The following is a 16,219-nucleotide window of genomic DNA, read 5'->3' as shown; positions in this document are numbered from 1 at the left end:
GCTTCGCGCGCCCCGGAATGACGTGAGTGAGTCTCTGCACTACACCGCTCCCAGCTTCTGGATCTTGTGCGTGCCACGGGCGAGGGAGACGTGCTTGGTTTCCATGTAGAACTCGAACGAGTAGTCGCCGCCGTCGCGGCCGATGCCGGACTGCTTCATGCCGCCGAACGGCGTCGGCAGATGGCGGACGTTCTCCGAGTTCAGCCAGATCATGCCGGCCTCGAGCGCATCGGCGACGCGCAGGCCGCGGCCCATGTCGCCAGTCCAGACGTAGCCGGTGAGGCCGTAGCGGATGTCGTTGGCGATCTGCACCGCCTCGGCTTCGTCCTTGAACGGGATCACGGTGAGGAACGGCCCGAACACCTCGTCCTGCGCGACCCGCATGTCGCTTCGCGCGCCGGTCACCAGCGTCGGCTGCACATAGTGGCCGCCGCCTGGGCCTTCGGCGCGCGCGCCGCCGACCGCGACCCTCGCGCCATCCTGCTTGGCGATGTCGAAATACGAGCACACCTTGTCGAGATGGCGCTGATGGATCAGCGGACCGACTTCAGTCGCCGGATCGAGCGGATGCCCGACCTTCAGGGCGCGGACGCGGGCGGAGAGTTTCTCGATAAATTTGTCGGCGATCGTGGACTGCACCAGCAGCCGGCTCGACGACGTGCAGCGCTCGCCGTTAAGCGAGTAGATCATGAAGACCACGGCATCGAGCGCGCGATCGAGATCGGCGTCGTTGAACACGATCACCGGGTTCTTGCCGCCGAGTTCGAAATGCACGCGCTTCAGCGTCGGCGCGCCCTGCGCCATGATGGCGGCGCCGGTCGCGGTCTCGCCGACGAAGGCGATCGCCTTGATGGCCGGATGCTCGGTCAGCGCCTTGCCGGCTTCCTCGCCGAAGCCGTGCACGGTGTTGAGCACGCCGTTCGGCAGGCCGGCATCCTTGCAGATCCGCGTCAGCATGTCGGCCGTCACCGGCGACCACTCGGCCGGCTTGTGCACGACCGTGCAGCCGGCCGCCAGCGCCGGCGCGATCTTCCAGGTCGACAGCATGAAAGGTGTATTCCACGGCGTGATCACGCCGACCGGGCCGATTGGGACGCGGGTCGATACGTTCCAATGCTCGTCGCTCGGCGTGTTCAGCCCGTCACGTGCCTCGGCGCATTTGTCGGCGAAGAAGCGAAAATTCTCGGCGGCGCGGATCGCCGCCTTGGCCATGAAGCGATGCGCCTGACCGGTGTCGATGCATTCGAGCACGGCGATGTCGTCGGCGCGCGCCTCGATCGCGTCGGCGATCTTGTTCAAGATCTTCCGCCGTTTCGCCGGCGCCATGTCGCGCCACGCCGGAAACGCATCCTTCGCCGCCTTGGCGGCGCGATCGATATCAGCTGCCGTGCCGCGCGCGACCTGCGCCAGCTCCGTGTTGTCGATCGGCGAAGACGTTGCGAAGGTTTCGCCTGACGACGACGGCACGATCTCGCCGTTAATGAGATGGCCGATGCCGTCGGCGCGGAGCTGCTTCAGCAGCGGCGCCGCGCGGTCGAGATTGGCCTGGAAAGCGGAAATCGTCTTGGAGGAAAGCGTGGCGGCATCAGCCATGTCGGGCCTCGGCAATCAACAGATCGTGGATGGAGTTGCGCTTCCACGAAGTTTCCTTGTCGTTGATCGTCATATCGAACGACAGCGCGAAACCTTCGTCGGCGAACAGCGGATCGAGATAGTGGGACAGTCTGTCGAAGACGTGCTGACCGGCTTTCTTGCGCGCGGCGAGATCGCGGCCTTCGCCGAGCCTTAGCAGCATCGCCATGAAGGCGAAGCCGTCGCGGCCGTCGGCGATCGCATAGGTCTCGCAGCGGATGGCTCGGACACGGATGCCGCCGATCGGAAAGATCCCGGTCTCCAGCGCCGAGACGCGAACCAGTTCGACCACGGCGCGCATGTCGACGCGGTCGTCGAGATTGGCTGAATATTCGATGGAGAAATGCGGCATGGGAACGCTCGCTTGCTGATCAGCCGAAGTAGCAACTGACGGTGCCATAGGCGCCATAGTCCGCCTGGATGGTGTCGCCCTTGCGGCACTCGATGGCGCGAATGAACGAGCCGGCCAGTACGACCTGGCCCGGCTCCAACGCGAGTCCCTGCGGCGCGATCTTGTTGGCGAGCCACGCCACCGCGGTGGCCGGATGATTGAGCACGCCGGCGGCGAGGCCGGTTTCTTCGAGCTGACCGTTCTTGTAGGTCAGCGCGCCGATCCAGCGCAGATCAGTATCAAGAGGTCGGATCGGCCGGCCGCCGACCACGATGCCGGCATTCGCCGCATTGTCGGCGATCGTATCGAAGATCTTACGCGTCGCCTTGGTTTCCGGATCGACGCGCTGCACGCGCGTATCGAGGATCTCCAGCGCCGGCACGACGAAGTCGGTGGCGTTGAGCACGTCGAAGATGGTGCAGTTAGGGCCGGCGAGACGATACTTGATGACGAAGGCCAGTTCGGCCTCGATCCGTGTCGCGATGAAGCGATCGGTCGGGACCACGCCGCCGTCGTTGAAGAACATGTCGTCGAGTAGAACACCGGAGTCTGGCTCGTCGATAGCAAGCTGGTTCTGCATTGCCTTCGACGTCAGGCCGATCTTGTGGCCGCGCACGCGCCGGCCGTCGGCGACCTTCAGATCCATCCATGCGCTCTGGATCGCATAGGCGTCGGCAATCGTGATCGCAGGATGATCGAGCGACAGCTGACGAATCTGCACCTTGGTCTTTTCGGCCTGGTGCAGCCGTTCGGCCGCGGCGCGAATTTCGTTGTTCGACAACGCCATGCTTGGCTTCCGCCTTGGTGTCCATCCCTTGCGTCGGCGCCGACAAAACGCTCGCGCCCGAACTGATTAACATGTTAAATGATTTGGCTCAAACCCAAACCGTGCTTATTGCGATGCAAAAATCATCCCCGACGTCATTGCGGCCGAAGCGAAGCAATCCAGCGCTGCGCTCCGAGGCTGGAGTGCTTCGGCAAAAGGCGCCTCGCAACGACGAGGACAGGCAACCACAGAATACAGACGCGCCGATGCGCACCTTCTCGCGCTCGCTCCCGATGGCGCTGCTGCGCGGCCGCGAGGCGGTGATGCGGCATTTCCGGCCGCTGCTGCGTGCACATGGGCTCAGCGAGCAGCAATGGCGTATCCTGCGCGCGCTGACGGAGGCCGACACGGTCGAGGTGACCGAATTGGCCGATCGCGCGTTCCTGCTTGGACCGAGTCTGTCGCGAATGTTGCGCGATCTGGAGGCTCGTAAATTAATTGCCCGGAAATTGTCCAAGGACGATCAGCGCCGCAGTCATGTCTCGATCACCCCGAAAGGTGTGAAACTGATCGAAGCGGTCGCGCCGTATTCCGAAGGCATCTACGCGGAGATCGCGCGCAGTTACGGCAGCACCGAGTTGGCCGAATTGCAGGACATGCTGCGAGACCTGGAGACGCGTCTGTCGGAGATGCCGGTGCGGCATGCGGCCGACGCGGTGGACAGAGAGCCGGATTTTAGCTCAACTTCGCAGACCAAACGACGGCCCGCAAAACGGAAGGCCGCGCAGGGAGGATCATAATGAACCAGCAGGGCAGGGCCATGTGTGCCCTCGGCCGCCGGCTGTCGATCGGGTGTGCGCCGACATGGTGACGTTGCAGGTCGACCGATTGATCGATTTCGTCGCCCAGGTGTTCGAGCGCGCTGGCTCGTCGAAGGACGAAGCGCGCCGCATCGGCAGTTATCTCACCACGGCCAATCTGACCGGCCACGACAGTCACGGTGTCATTCGCGTGCCGGTGTACATCCGCTGGCGTAATGCCGGCGCGGTGCATCCGGACCAGACTGTCGACGTGCCGGTCGATCTGCCGTCGCTGGCGGTGGTCGACGGCAAGTTCGGTTATGGCCAGACCGTCGGCCCGCAGGCTGTTCGTCTCGGCATCGAAAAGTGCAAATCACAAGGTCTGTCGGCGATCGCGCTGAAGAACTCGGGCCATATTGGCCGCATCGGCGATTGGGCCGAGATGGCGGCCGCTGAAGGCTTGGTGTCGATTCACTTCGTCACGGCTGCCGGCTCGATCCTGGTCGCGCCGTTCGGCGGCACCGAGCGCCGGCTGTCGACAGCGCCGTATTGCGTCGGCATTCCGCGTCCTGGCCAGACACCGGTGGTACTCGATCTCGCCACCTCTATCGTTGCCGAAGGCAAGGTGCTGGTGGCGGCGCGCGGCGGCAAGAAGCTGCCGAAGGGCGCGCTGATCAATCCGGACGGATCGCTCAGCGAAGACCCCGCGACGCTCTATGGCCCGCACGAGAAGGATGGTCCGATCAACCACGCCAACGGCAAAGGCGCGATCCGCGCCTTCGGCGAGCACAAGGGCTCGGGCCTTGCGCTGATCTGCGAACTGCTCGGCGGCGCGCTCACCGGCAACGGCGCGACCGGCCCGAACCGGCCGTTCGCGAACGGCATGTTCTCGATCTATGTCGACCCGCAGCGCATCGACCCGTCGCATCTTTTCGACACCGAGGTGACGCGCTACATCGATTACTTCAAGAGCGCCAAGACGATTGCCGGCGTCGACCAGGTGCTGATTCCGGGTGATCCCGAGACTGCAACCCGCGCCGAGCGCACGAAGAATGGTGTTCCGCTGCCAGACGACACTTGGGCCGCGATTGTGGCGACAGCGCGGGAAGTCGGCGTGCCGGAGACCGCCATCCAGGCGGCGACGGCGTGAGGCGCATACTCTACATCCGTCCGTCATGCGCGGGCTTGACCCGCGCATCCATCCACTTCGTGAAAGAGGATGGATTGCCGGGTCAAGCCCGGCAATGACGGGCCCAACTGACAACTTCGCCAACCGCATAACGCAGGAACTATCAATGGCAAACAAAGTGAAGCAACTCTGGGCCGACGGCAAAGTCGTGGTCAACGGCTGGCTGGCGATTCCGTCGGGGTTCTCGGCCGAAGTCATGGCGCAGTGCGGGTTCGACAGCATCACGGTCGATATCCAGCACGGCGTGCAGGACTATCAGTCCATGGTGGCGTGCTTCCAGGGCATGCAGGCGCACCCGGTGACGCCTATGGTCCGCGTGCCGTGGAACGAGCCGGGCATCATCGGCAAAGTGCTGGATGGCGGCGCCTATGGAGTGATCTGTCCGATGGTCAACACCAAGGAAGAAGCCGAGAACTTCGTTCAGTACTGCAAGTACCCGCCGCGCGGCACGCGCAGCAACGGCCCGATCCGGGCTGGCCTGTACGGCTCGTCCGGCAATTATCAGACGACCGCCAATGACGAGACGCTGTGCATTCCGATGATCGAGACTCGGACCGCGGTCGAGAATATGGAAGCCATCCTCGACGTCGAGGGCATTGCAGGCGTGTATATCGGCCCATCCGATCTCGGCTTCTCTTACGGCCTGGTGCCGAAGCTCGACCGCGACGAGCCGGAGATCCTGAAGATTTACGAAAAGCTGCTGAAGGAATGCGACAAGCGCGGCATCCATCCGGGCATCCATTGCTCCGGCCCCGAAGGCGCCGCCCGCAACATCTCGCTCGGCTTCAAGCTGGTGACGCTGCTGAACGACAGCGGCATCATGGCGATCGGGGCGCGAAGCTGGGTCGCCGAGACGCGGAAGAATTCGGGCGGGAAGGCGTAAGCTCAGCACAGGCCATGCGCGGGCTTGGTCCGCGCATGCACCATTATTCGTGAACGAACCGCGTGCCTCTGCCGTCCCAAGGGGCTCGACCGCGGATGCGGCGAGTTCCAGACGGACGGCTGCGCAGCTGGGGCGCGCCCCGTTCTTATGCACGCCTTGCCCTTTGTTCGCACTTGATCGGTCCCGGTTCCGGTGTTCTGCTCAAAAAGAATGCTGGAGCTGCCCCGTGTCGATCTTCGTCGCCCTACATCACGTCACGCACTATAAATACGACCGCCCCATCGACCTCGGCCCCCAGACCATCCGGCTGCGCCCGGCCCCGCATACGCGGACGCCGATCCTGTCGTATTCGCTGAAGGTCACGCCTTCGAACCATTTCATCAACTGGCAGCAGGACCCGCAGGGCAACTGGCTGGCGCGGTTCGTGTTTCCGGAGAAGGCGGACGAACTCAAGATCGAGGTCGATTTCACCGCGGCGATGACGGTGATCAATCCGTTCGACTTCTTCGTCGAGAGCTATGCTGAAAGCTTCCCGTTCGCCTACAGCGCCGATCTGCAGCACGAGCTCGCGCCCTATCTGATCACCGAGCCGCCGGGGCCGCTGTTCAAGGCCTATCTCGATTCGATCCCGCGTGAGGCGGAAAGCACCGTCAACTTCCTGGTCGATCTCAACGCGAAACTGCGCGAGCGCGTCAACTACATCATCCGCATGGAGCCCGGCGTGCAGACGCCGGAGGAGACGCTCGGCAACGGCTGCGGCTCATGCCGCGACTCGGCGTGGCTGCTGATCCAGACGCTGCGCCATCTCGGCCTCGCAGCGCGGTTCGTGTCCGGTTACTTGATACAAATCAAGCCTGATATCCAATCGCTGGACGGCCCGAAGGGCGCCGAGAGCGACTTCACCGATCTGCACGCCTGGGCCGAGGTCTATCTGCCCGGGGCCGGCTGGGTCGGCTTCGACGTCACCTCGGGACTGCTTGCGGGCGAGGGCCACATCCCGGTCGCCGCCACGCCGCATTATCGCACGGCGGCGCCGATCTCCGGCGTGGTCGGCTTTGCCAATGTCGACTTCAATTTCGAGATGAAGGTCGAGCGGATCCGCGAGGCGCCGCGGATCACGCTGCCGTTCTCCGATGAGTCGTGGTCGCGGCTCGACGCGCTCGGCGATCAGGTCGATGCCGATCTGGCCGCGCAGGACGTGCGCTTGACGATGGGCGGCGAGCCGACCTTCGTGTCGATCGACGATATGGAGTCGCCGGAGTGGAACACGGCCGCTGTCGGCGGCGCCAAGCGGATGCTGGCTGACGATCTGATCCGCCGCTTGCGGACGCGGTTCGCGCCGGGCGGCTTGCTGCATTACGGCCAGGGCAAATGGTACCCGGGCGAAAGCCTGCCGCGTTGGGCGTTCGGCCTGTACTGGCGCAAGGACGGACAGCCGATCTGGAAGAACGCCGACCTGATCGCGCCGGTGTTCGGCCAGCGTCCGGCCAAGGTTGAGCAGGCCGAGCAATTCGCCATCGGCACCGCCAGGCGCCTCGGCATCGACACGGACTACGTGCTGCCAGCGTTCGAGGACCCCAGCCATTGGCTGCAGAAGGAAGCCAGCCTGCCGCCGAACGTCGATCCATCCGACAGCAAGCTCGCCGACCCGGAAGAGCGCGCGCGGATGGCGCGGGTGTTCGACTCCGGCCTCACGACGCCGAAGGGTTTCGTGCTGCCGATCCAGGCCTGGCAGGCGGATGCGCCACAGACGGCAAAGAAGCGCTGGCGCAGCGAGCGCTGGAAGCTGCGCCGCGGCAATCTGTTCCTGGTGCCGGGCGACTCGCCGATGGGGTTGCGGCTGCCGATCGCGTCGCTGCCGCACATTCCGGAAGAGGACTATCCGTATATCGTCGAGCGCGACCCCCTCGATCCGCGCGGGCCGCTGCAGAGCGTCGCGTCGTCGAATCCGACATCGACCGCGTTCGCGCCGCCGCCGCCCGCCGAGCAGCTTGCAGTGTTCGAACAACCGGCTGCTGCCACTGGCGCGGCGAACCAGGCCGTTGAAGAGCAGAAGCTGCGCAAGGGCGGCGTGCGCACCGCGATGTCGATCGAAATCCGCGAAGGCGTGCTGTGTGCCTTCATGCCACCGGTGGAGAGGATCGAGGATTATCTCGAACTGGTCGCCGCCGTCGAGGAGACCGCGGAGGAGATGCAGCTGCAGGTGCATGTGGAGGGCTATCCGCCGCCCTATGATCCGCGCATCGACGTTATCAAAGTCACGCCCGATCCCGGCGTGATCGAGGTCAACATTCATCCGGCGCAGAACTGGCGGGAGGCGGTGACGACGACGTTCGGCCTCTATGAGGAAGCTGCACAGGTCCGGCTCGGTGCCAATCGCTTTCTGATCGACGGCCGCCACACTGGCACCGGCGGCGGCAATCATGTCGTAGTCGGTGGCGCCAGCCCGGCAGACTCGCCATTCCTGCGCCGGCCGGATCTGCTCAAGAGCTTGGTGCTGTTCTGGCAACGGCATCCGTCGCTGTCCTATCTGTTCTCCGGCATGTTCATCGGTCCGACCAGCCAGGCGCCGCGGATCGACGAGGCGCGCCACGACTCGCTCTACGAACTGGAGATCGCGCTCGCCCATGTACCGCCGCCTGGCGTCAAGGCGCCGCTGTGGCTCGCCGACCGGCTGTTCCGCAATATTCTCGTCGATATCACCGGCAACACCCATCGCGCCGAGATTTGCATCGACAAGATGTTCTCGCCGGATAGTCCGACCGGCCGTCTCGGTCTGGTCGAATTCCGCGCGCTGGAGATGCCGCCCGACCCGCGGATGTCGCTGGCGCAGCAGCTCTTGATCCGCGCGCTGATCGCGATGCTGTGGAAACAGCCGCTCGATGGCAAGTTCGTGCGCTGGGGCACGGCCCTTCACGACCGTTTCATGCTGCCGCACTACATTTGGGAAGATTTCCGCGACGTGCTCGGCGAACTTAAGCACGCCGGCTATGCGTTCGAGCCGGAATGGTTCACCGCACAGCTCGAATTCCGCTTTCCTGTGTTCGGCAGCGTGTATCACGGCGGTGTCACGCTGGAAGTGCGGCAGGCGCTGGAGCCGTGGCACGTGCTCGGCGAGGAGGGCACTGCCGGCGGCACCGTGCGCTACGTCGACTCCTCCGTCGAACGTCTGCAGGTCAAAGCCGAGGGCTTTGTCGAAGGCCGCCACGTCATCACCTGCAACGGCCGGCGGTTGCCGATGACGCCGACCGCGCGCTCCGGCGAGGCGGTGGCGGCGGTGCGGTTCAAGGCGTGGCAGCCGGCTTCAGGATTGCACCCGACCATCCCGGTGCATTCGCCGCTGGTGTTCGACATCGTCGACACCTGGAACGGCCGCTCGCTCGGCGGCTGCGTCTATCACGTGGCGCATCCCGGTGGCCGTTCCTATGAAACGCGGCCGGTGAACTCGTACGAGGCCGAGGCGCGGCGGCTGGCGCGCTTCCAGGACCACGGCCATACCCCCGGGCGGATCGATCCGCCGCACGAGGAACGCACACTTGAATTCCCGTTGACCCTCGACTTGCGGACCCCGCTGCTGCATTGATTCAGGCGGCAGAGGGGGCTTCGATGGCGCAGGGCGGCAGTCAGGCGAAACGCGGACGTCCGCGCGACCGCAAGGTCGCGCAGTGGACGCGGGATTACGCGCGTCTGCCCGGCATTCCCGACGAATTTCTGGGCGAGGACGGCGCGCCGCGTCCGGTGTGGTCGCGCTATTTCGATGCCTTCGCGGCGCTGTCGACGGACGAGGTCGAACGCCGTTTCGGCGCGGCCGACCGTCATCTGCGCGACGCCGGGGTGACTTACCGCACTCCCGGCGAGGCCGCCGAACGGGCCTGGTCGCTCAGCCATGTGCCGCTGCTGATCGACGAATCCGAATGGCAGCAAATCGCCGACGGAATCGCGCAGCGCGCGACGCTGCTCGAAGCAGTGCTGCAGGATCTTTACGGCGAAGGCCAGTTGATCGCATCGGGGGCGATCCCCGCGGCCGCGATTGCCGGCAGTCCGGAGTATTTGCGAGCCGTCGCGGGGGTGAAGCCGCCGGCCGGGCGCTATCTGCGGATCTATGCGGCGGACATCGGCCGCGGGCCGGACGGCCGTTGGTGGGTGCTCGGCGATCGGACACAGGCGCCGTCCGGCATGGGCTATGCGTTGGAAAATCGCCTGGTGCTGTCGCGCGCCTTTACCGATCTGTACAAATCGATGAATGTCGAGCGTGTCGCGCCGTTCTTCGAGGCGTTCCGCGACAGCCTGCGTGCGAGTGCCGACCGTGACGAGCCGCGGATCGGGCTGCTGACGCCGGGGCCGTTCAGCGAGACCTATTTCGAGCATGCCACGCTGGCACGCTATCTCGGCTTTCTGCTGGTCGAGGGCGATGACCTCGCCGTGTCCGGCGATCGCGTCCACATCCGCACGGTCGCCGGCTTGAAGCGCCTCGACGTGCTGCTGCGCCGGGTCGACTCTAACTCGCTCGATCCACTGGAGCTCGACGCCTCGTCGCAACTCGGCGTACCGGGGCTGATCGATGTGCTCCGCAAGAACGGCGTGGTGATCGCCAACATGCCTGGCGCCGGCGTGATCGAGGCACGGGCGCTGCTCGGCTTTCTGCCGAGTCTCAGCCGCCGGCTGCTCGGCGCCGACCTGAAGATGCCGCACATCGCCACCTGGTGGTGCGGGCAGGCCTCGGCGCGCGAGGAAGTGCTGTCACGGCTCGACGACTTCGTCATCGAGGGCGCGTATGGCGCGACTCTCCCGGGCTTCTCGCACAAGGGACCGGTGCTGCCGGCGGAGCTGCCGCCGGTGGTTCGCGATCATCTGCGCGATGCCATCGCCACGCGCGGGATGGACTACGTGGCGCAGGAGCAGGTTCGGCTATCGACCACGCCGGTGTGGGACGGCGATAAGCTGGCGCCGCGTCCCTTCGTGCTGCGTGTGTTCGCCGCCGCCACCGAGGATGGCTGGTCGATCATGCCCGGCGGCTTCTGCCGGATCGCCGAGCGTCTGGATTCGCGTGCCGTGTCGATGGGTGAGGGCGCTCGCGCTGCCGACGTGTGGGTTGTGTCGGAGGGCGCCGTGTCGACCGCCTCGCTGCTGCCGGCCGTCGATAGCGTCCGCATCCGGCGTATCACCGGCCTGCTGCCGAGCCGCGCCGCCGATAATCTGTTCTGGCTTGGCCGTTATCTCGAGCGCGCCGAGGCGACGCTGCGGCTGGTCCGTGCTCTCAGCGTCCCGCAGCGCGATCCGGGCAAGGGGCCGCTGCATCAGGCGATCGAGCGCATCCAGCGGCTGCTGATCAGTTGGGGGGCGACGTCGCTTGCGGCGCGCGCCCAGACCGCGAAGATTGCAGCGGATGCCTTGCACAGCGAGGAGGAGTTCGGTTCGGCGCTGTCCCTGATCCGCGCCGCGCAGCGCAATGCGTCGTCATTGCGCGAGCGGCTGTCGCCGGACGCCTGGCAAGTGATCACTCAGACAGCGGATCGTCTGGCGCTGCCGGCGGAGGACGAGGAGGCGGTGATTGCGCTGGCCGAGATCACGCTGCAGGAGCTCGCCAGCTTCTCCGGTCTGTCGCAGGAAAACATGAACCGTGCCGCCGGCTGGCGCTTCCTGCGTCTCGGCCGCCGCGTCGAGCGGGCCATCAACACCACCCGATGGACACGGCAATTTGCCGGCGAGGACGCAACTTCTGAAGATCTCGACGTGCTGCTGACGCTGATCGATTGTCAGATCACGTATCGATCGCGCTACCTGGTCGCGCCGCTGCTGGCGCCAGTTCGCGATCTCGCGGTGCTCGATCCGTACAATCCGCGTTCCGTGGCGTTTCAGGTCGAGGAGCTCAACGAGCACATCGCCAGCCTGCCGACGCTGAAGGAAGGCGGGATGATCGAGAGGCCGCAGCGCCTCGCGGTTGCGCTGCAGGCGACGCTCACCACGGCGGAGGCCGCGGATCTCGATAGCCGCAAGCTGTTTGCGCTGGAGCAGGATCTGCTGTCGCTGGCCGACGCGATCGGCTCGCACTACTTCCCGCACGGCGCCAGCGCGACGCGGCCGGAGAAATTGACGGGGCTGGCGTGATCTACGACATCCGTCACGTCACCAGCTACAGCTATGGCAGCCAGGTGAGCTTTGCCCGTTGCTCGCTGCGGCTGACGCCGCTGACCGACATGCACCAGAAGCTGATCTCGCACAGTATCGAGATCAAGCCGAAGCCCGCGACGCGGACGACGCGCACGGACTTCTTCGGCATTCCGACCGAGAGTATCGTGATCGAGGCGCCTCACAAGGCGTTGCGGATCGACAGCCGCTCGCGAGTCGAGGTCGACCGCGTCCCGCCGGCGCGCGATGCCGGCAGCAGCGCGTGGGAAAGCGTGCGCGAAGCTGCGCTGGATTGCGCCAGTCTCGATGCGCACGCACCTGTCGGTTACGTCTTTCCCAGCGCGCTGGCGCCGGTCCAGCCGGCCGTGACGCGCTATGCGGCGAAGAGCTTTCCGCCGTCCCGAGGGATCGTCACCGCCACCGCGGACCTGATGCGGCGGATCCATACCGAGTTCCGTTACGATCCTAAGGCCACGGTGATCTCGACGCCGCTGGCGGAAGTCTTCGAGAAGAGGCACGGCGTCTGCCAGGATTTCGCGCATGTGATGATCGCGGGGCTGCGCGGACTTGGGCTGCCCGCCGCCTATGTCAGCGGTTACTTGCGGACCTATCCGCCCGCCGGGCAGGAACGGCTGCAGGGCGCAGACGCGACACATGCCTGGGTGTCGGTGTGGTGCGGCAACGAGACCGGCTGGGTCGGGTTCGACCCGACCAACGATCTGCTCGTCGCGAACGATCACATCGTCCTCGCAGTGGGACGGGACTTCTCTGACGTGTCGCCGGTCGACGGCGTGATCGTCGGCTCGCGCCGGCAGAAGCTGTCGGTCGCAGTGGACGTGATCCCGGTCGAATAGCCGCTGCGGCGGCCCTCGAGCGTCGGGCAACTGCGCTGACAGCAACGTTTTCCTGAAACGCAGCGGGTCGCGCCTCCGCAGCGCCGATGCTACGGTTCGGCGCATTGCGGCCGACGGCAGGGCCGCGGACCGCGCTGGAGCTGCCATGTCCTATCGCCATGTCATCGGCAACGTCGCCTACGTGTTCGACAGCCTGCGCGATCTGCTCGCCAAGGCGACGCCGCCGCGATCGGGCGACCGCCTCGCGGGCATCGCGGCCGAGAGTGCCGAACAGATGGTCGCTGCGCGGATGGCATTGGCCGAGGTGCCGCTGCGGCGTTTCCTCGACGAGACGGTGATTCCCTACGAAGACGACGAAGTGACGCGGCTGATCGTCGACAGCCATGATGCGCAGGCATTCGCGCCGATCGCTTCGCTCACCGTCGGCGGGTTCCGCGATTGGCTGCTGTCGGACGCGGCGACGTCTGCGACGCTGGCGGTGATCGCCCGCGGGGTGACGCCGGAGATGGCGGCTGCGGTGTCCAAGCTGATGCGCAATCAGGATCTCATCCTGGTCGCGAAGAAGTGCACCAACATCACGCGTTTCCGCAACACCATCGGCCTGCCGGGCCGCATGAGCGTGCGTCTGCAGCCCAATCATCCGTTCGACGACGCCCGCGGCATCACCGCCTCGACGCTCGATGGGTTGCTGCTCGGCGCCGGCGACGCCTGCATCGGCATCAATCCCGCCAGCGATGATCCCGCGGTGCTGGGTCATCTGGTGCGGCTGCTCGACGAGGTGATCACCCGGCTTGCTATCCCCACTCAGAGTTGTGTGCTCACCCACGTCACCACCTCGCTCAAGCTGATGGAAGAGGGGGCGCCAGTCGATCTGGTGTTCCAGTCGATCGCTGGCACCGAAGCTGCCAATCGCAGTTTCGGCATCGACCTCTCGATCCTGAAGGAAGCGCACGAGGCTGGACTGGCGCTGAAGCGCGGCACGGTCGGCGACAATGTGATGTATTTCGAAACCGGCCAGGGCTCGGCGCTGTCCGCCAACGCCCATCACGGCGTCGATCAGCAGACCTGTGAGGCGCGCGCCTATGCGGTGGCGCGGGCCTATGCGCCGCTGCTGGTCAACAGCGTGGTCGGTTTTATCGGTCCCGAATATCTGTACGACGGCAAGGAGATCATCCGGGCCGGGCTGGAGGATCATTTCTGCGGCAAGCTGCTCGGCCTGCCGCTCGGCGTCGATATCTGCTATACGAACCATGCCGAGGCCGATCAGGACGACATGGATACGCTGCTGACCTTGCTGGCGACCGCCGGCGTCAGCTTCATCATGGGTGTACCGGGTGCCGACGACGTCATGCTGAATTACCAGTCGACGTCGTTCCACGATGCGCTCTACGTCCGCGACCTTCTGGGCCTGAAGCGAGCGCCCGAATTCGACGACTGGCTGGTGCGCACCGGCCTCGCTGGTGCGGATTTCCGCCTAGCCGCCGCCGACAGCCGCCTGCCTGACTTCGCCGCCCGTCTGATCGCCTGAGCCGCGCGTGCGGCAATAACGCAACGCAATGGCTTTGCGGAAATCACCGTCAAAGAATTCGGTGGCCGCGCCAATTCCGCCGTGATTAGATTGGCATAGCGCGTTCGACGATCGGTATTGTTTTGGGGATTTCGGAACCAGATCGGATATTGGAAAGTTATGGCAGACGGCTTGAATTAAGCCCGTCATTCGAACCGTACCGGGGCTCCGGCAAACAGATCAAGGACGGGTGTCGAGAATTGTTCCTTGGGGAGTCTGATGAGAGCTGAGTCCGGCAACGCCAGCCGTCGCATTCTGTGCGTCTTCCCGCGCTATACGAAATCGTTCGGCACTTTCCAGCACTCCTATCCTCTGATGGACGGCGTCGCCGCTTTCATGCCTCCGCAGGGCCTGCTGGTAATCGCCGCGTATCTTCCGGAAGACTGGTCGGTCCGCTTCGTCGACGAGAATATCCGCGCTGCGACCGCTGCGGATTTCGAATGGGCCGATGCGGTGTTCGTCAGCGGCATGCACATCCAGCGCCAGCAGATGAACGATATCTGCCGCCGTGCGCATGATTTCGATCTGCCGGTCGCGATCGGCGGTCCGTCGGTCAGCGCATGTCCCGATCACTATCCGAACTTCGACTATCTGCACATCGGAGAACTCGGCGATGCCACAGATCAGCTGATCGCTCGGCTGGCGCACGACGTCTCCCGGCCGCATCGGCAGGTCGTCTTCACCACCGAAGACCGGCTCGACATGACGTTGTTTCCGATCCCGGCCTATGAGCTGGCGGAATGCAGCAAGTATCTGCTCGGCAGCGTGCAATATTCGTCGGGGTGTCCGTATCAGTGCGAGTTCTGCGATATTCCGGGGCTGTACGGCCGTAATCCGCGGCTGAAGACCCCGGAGCAGATCATCACCGAACTCGACCGCATGGTCGAATGCGGCATCCGCGGGTCGGTGTATTTCGTCGACGACAATTTCATCGGCAACCGCAAGGCGGCCCTCGACCTGCTGCCGCATCTGGTCGAATGGCAGAAGCGCACCGGCTTCCAGCTGCAACTCGCCTGCGAAGCGACGTTGAACATCGCCAAGCGGCCCGAGATCCTGTCGCTGATGCGCGAAGCGTATTTCTGCACGATCTTCTGCGGCATCGAGACGCCGGACCCGACCGCGCTCAAGGCGATGCACAAGGACCACAACATGATGGTCCCGATCCTCGAAGGCGTGCAGACGATTTCAAGCTACGGCATCGAAGTGGTGTCGGGCATCATTCTCGGCCTCGATACCGATACGCCCGAGACCGGCGAATTCCTGATGCAGTTCATCGAGCAGTCGCAGATTCCGCTGCTCACCATCAATCTGCTGCAGGCGCTGCCGAAGACGCCGTTGTGGGACCGGCTCGAGCGCGAAGGCCGCCTGGTCCACGACGACAATCGCGAATCCAATGTCGACTTCCTGCTGCCGCACGATCAGGTCGTGGCGATGTGGAAGAGCTGCATGGCCCGCGCCTACGAGCCCGAAGCGCTGCTGAAGCGCTACGAGTATCAGATCGAGCACGCCTATGCGACGCGGCTTCATCCGGTGACGCCGCAGCGAGCCTCGAAGGCCAACATCAAGCGCGGCCTGATCATGCTGCGCAACATCATTTGGCAGGTCGGCATTCGCGGCGACTACAAGCTGGCGTTCTGGAAGTTCGCGCTGAAGCGGCTGGTTCGCGGCGACATCGAAAACCTACTACTGGTGATGGTGGTGGCCCATCACCTGATCATTTACGCGCGCGAGGCTTCGCGCGGTCAGGCCAATGCGTCCAACTATTCGATCCGGCTCCGTGAAGCGTCAGTGCCGGCCGAATAGCGGCATGACGGGTGTGTTGTCGTTTGGTTCGGCCGCTTCCCGCGCGCCGCAAGGGGTTCAAGCATGACTTCGTCTTCGATGACGCCGCGGTCCTTTGCCGATCTGCGCGGCCTCACCCCCGCGCGCGTGGCGCTCGGCCGCTCCGGCGTCAGCCTGACCACGGATGCGCTGCTGGACTTCACACTCGCCCATGCGCGAGCACGCG

At 64.9% G+C, this 16,219-nt stretch carries 12 protein-coding genes; 9 read left to right on the top strand and 3 right to left on the bottom strand.

Annotation, left to right across the window (positions count from 1 at the left end; translation table 11 throughout):
• Positions 1–39: 39 nt before the first annotated feature.
• Genes hpaE through hpaH form a run of 3 tightly spaced genes read right to left on the bottom strand, consistent with a single transcriptional unit; the run spans position 40 to position 2,810 of the window.
• Positions 40–1,593: a 5-carboxymethyl-2-hydroxymuconate semialdehyde dehydrogenase gene (gene hpaE, locus ACOJTD_RS25520; RefSeq protein ID WP_420135642.1), complete on the bottom strand. Its 1,554-nt coding sequence runs from the start codon at positions 1,591–1,593 to the stop codon at positions 40–42.
• Positions 1,586–1,984 carry a 5-carboxymethyl-2-hydroxymuconate Delta-isomerase gene (locus ACOJTD_RS25515; RefSeq protein ID WP_420135641.1) on the bottom strand — a complete coding sequence of 133 codons (399 nt, stop codon included), beginning with the start codon at positions 1,982–1,984 and terminating at the stop codon, positions 1,586–1,588. Before ACOJTD_RS25515 ends, hpaE begins: the two co-directional genes overlap by 8 nt.
• A 19-nt stretch (positions 1,985–2,003) precedes the next feature.
• Positions 2,004–2,810, bottom strand: a complete 807-nt coding sequence (gene hpaH / locus ACOJTD_RS25510; RefSeq protein ID WP_420135640.1) for a 2-oxo-hept-4-ene-1,7-dioate hydratase — start codon at positions 2,808–2,810, stop codon at positions 2,004–2,006.
• Positions 2,811–3,055: 245 nt separating this feature from the next.
• Here hpaH and hpaR point away from each other — a divergent pair, with 245 nt between their 5' ends.
• The 9 genes from hpaR to ACOJTD_RS25465 form a co-directional block, all read left to right on the top strand.
• Positions 3,056–3,589 carry a homoprotocatechuate degradation operon regulator HpaR gene (hpaR, locus tag ACOJTD_RS25505; protein ID WP_420135644.1) on the top strand — a complete coding sequence of 178 codons (534 nt, stop codon included), beginning with the start codon at positions 3,056–3,058 and terminating at the stop codon, positions 3,587–3,589.
• Positions 3,590–3,653: 64 nt separating this feature from the next.
• Positions 3,654–4,739 carry a malate/lactate/ureidoglycolate dehydrogenase gene (locus ACOJTD_RS25500; protein ID WP_420135639.1) on the top strand — a complete coding sequence of 362 codons (1,086 nt, stop codon included), beginning with the start codon at positions 3,654–3,656 and terminating at the stop codon, positions 4,737–4,739.
• 145 nt (positions 4,740–4,884) lie between these two features.
• Positions 4,885–5,661: an HpcH/HpaI aldolase family protein gene (locus ACOJTD_RS25495; protein WP_420135638.1), complete on the top strand. Its 777-nt coding sequence runs from the start codon at positions 4,885–4,887 to the stop codon at positions 5,659–5,661.
• A gap of 226 nt (positions 5,662–5,887) precedes the next feature.
• On the top strand, positions 5,888–9,244 hold the full coding sequence (locus ACOJTD_RS25490; protein ID WP_420135637.1) for a DUF2126 domain-containing protein: 3,357 nt from the start codon (positions 5,888–5,890) through the stop codon (positions 9,242–9,244).
• Positions 9,245–9,267: 23 nt separating this feature from the next.
• A complete protein-coding gene (locus ACOJTD_RS25485; RefSeq protein ID WP_420135636.1) occupies positions 9,268–11,769 on the top strand; it encodes a circularly permuted type 2 ATP-grasp protein in 2,502 nt (833 codons plus the stop codon).
• Positions 11,766–12,644 carry a transglutaminase family protein gene (locus tag ACOJTD_RS25480; RefSeq protein ID WP_420135635.1) on the top strand — a complete coding sequence of 293 codons (879 nt, stop codon included), beginning with the start codon at positions 11,766–11,768 and terminating at the stop codon, positions 12,642–12,644. The genes ACOJTD_RS25485 and ACOJTD_RS25480 overlap by 4 nt, the downstream gene beginning before the upstream one ends.
• 145 nt (positions 12,645–12,789) lie before the next feature.
• Positions 12,790–14,172, top strand: a complete 1,383-nt coding sequence (locus ACOJTD_RS25475) for an ethanolamine ammonia-lyase subunit EutB (RefSeq protein ID WP_420135634.1) — start codon at positions 12,790–12,792, stop codon at positions 14,170–14,172.
• Positions 14,173–14,430: 258 nt separating this feature from the next.
• Entirely contained in the window at positions 14,431–16,014 is a 1,584-nt protein-coding gene (hpnP, locus tag ACOJTD_RS25470; protein WP_420135633.1) for a hopanoid C-2 methylase, read from the top strand.
• A gap of 63 nt (positions 16,015–16,077) precedes the next feature.
• Positions 16,078–16,219 (top strand): ethanolamine ammonia-lyase light chain EutC (locus tag ACOJTD_RS25465; protein WP_420135643.1); only part of this gene is annotated, 142 nt, incomplete at its 3' end.

The sequence above is a fragment of the Rhodopseudomonas sp. genome (genome assembly GCF_048594845.1).
Lineage (GTDB): Bacteria > Pseudomonadota > Alphaproteobacteria > Rhizobiales > Xanthobacteraceae > Rhodopseudomonas.
The sequence above is the reverse complement of the archived record's forward strand: the minus strand, read 5'-3'. Positions and strand labels throughout refer to the sequence as shown.

Coding starts and splice junctions, on each gene's coding strand:
- hpaE (WP_420135642.1), bottom strand. CDS start 1,593: ATGGCTGATGCCGCCACGCTTTCCTCCAAGACGATTTCCGCTTTCCAG.
- ACOJTD_RS25515 (WP_420135641.1), bottom strand. CDS start 1,984: ATGCCGCATTTCTCCATCGAATATTCAGCCAATCTCGACGACCGCGTC.
- hpaH (WP_420135640.1), bottom strand. CDS start 2,810: ATGGCGTTGTCGAACAACGAAATTCGCGCCGCGGCCGAACGGCTGCAC.
- hpaR (WP_420135644.1), top strand. CDS start 3,056: ATGCGCACCTTCTCGCGCTCGCTCCCGATGGCGCTGCTGCGCGGCCGC.
- ACOJTD_RS25500 (WP_420135639.1), top strand. CDS start 3,654: ATGGTGACGTTGCAGGTCGACCGATTGATCGATTTCGTCGCCCAGGTG.
- ACOJTD_RS25495 (WP_420135638.1), top strand. CDS start 4,885: ATGGCAAACAAAGTGAAGCAACTCTGGGCCGACGGCAAAGTCGTGGTC.
- ACOJTD_RS25485 (WP_420135636.1), top strand. CDS start 9,268: ATGGCGCAGGGCGGCAGTCAGGCGAAACGCGGACGTCCGCGCGACCGC.
- ACOJTD_RS25475 (WP_420135634.1), top strand. CDS start 12,790: ATGTCCTATCGCCATGTCATCGGCAACGTCGCCTACGTGTTCGACAGC.
- hpnP (WP_420135633.1), top strand. CDS start 14,431: ATGAGAGCTGAGTCCGGCAACGCCAGCCGTCGCATTCTGTGCGTCTTC.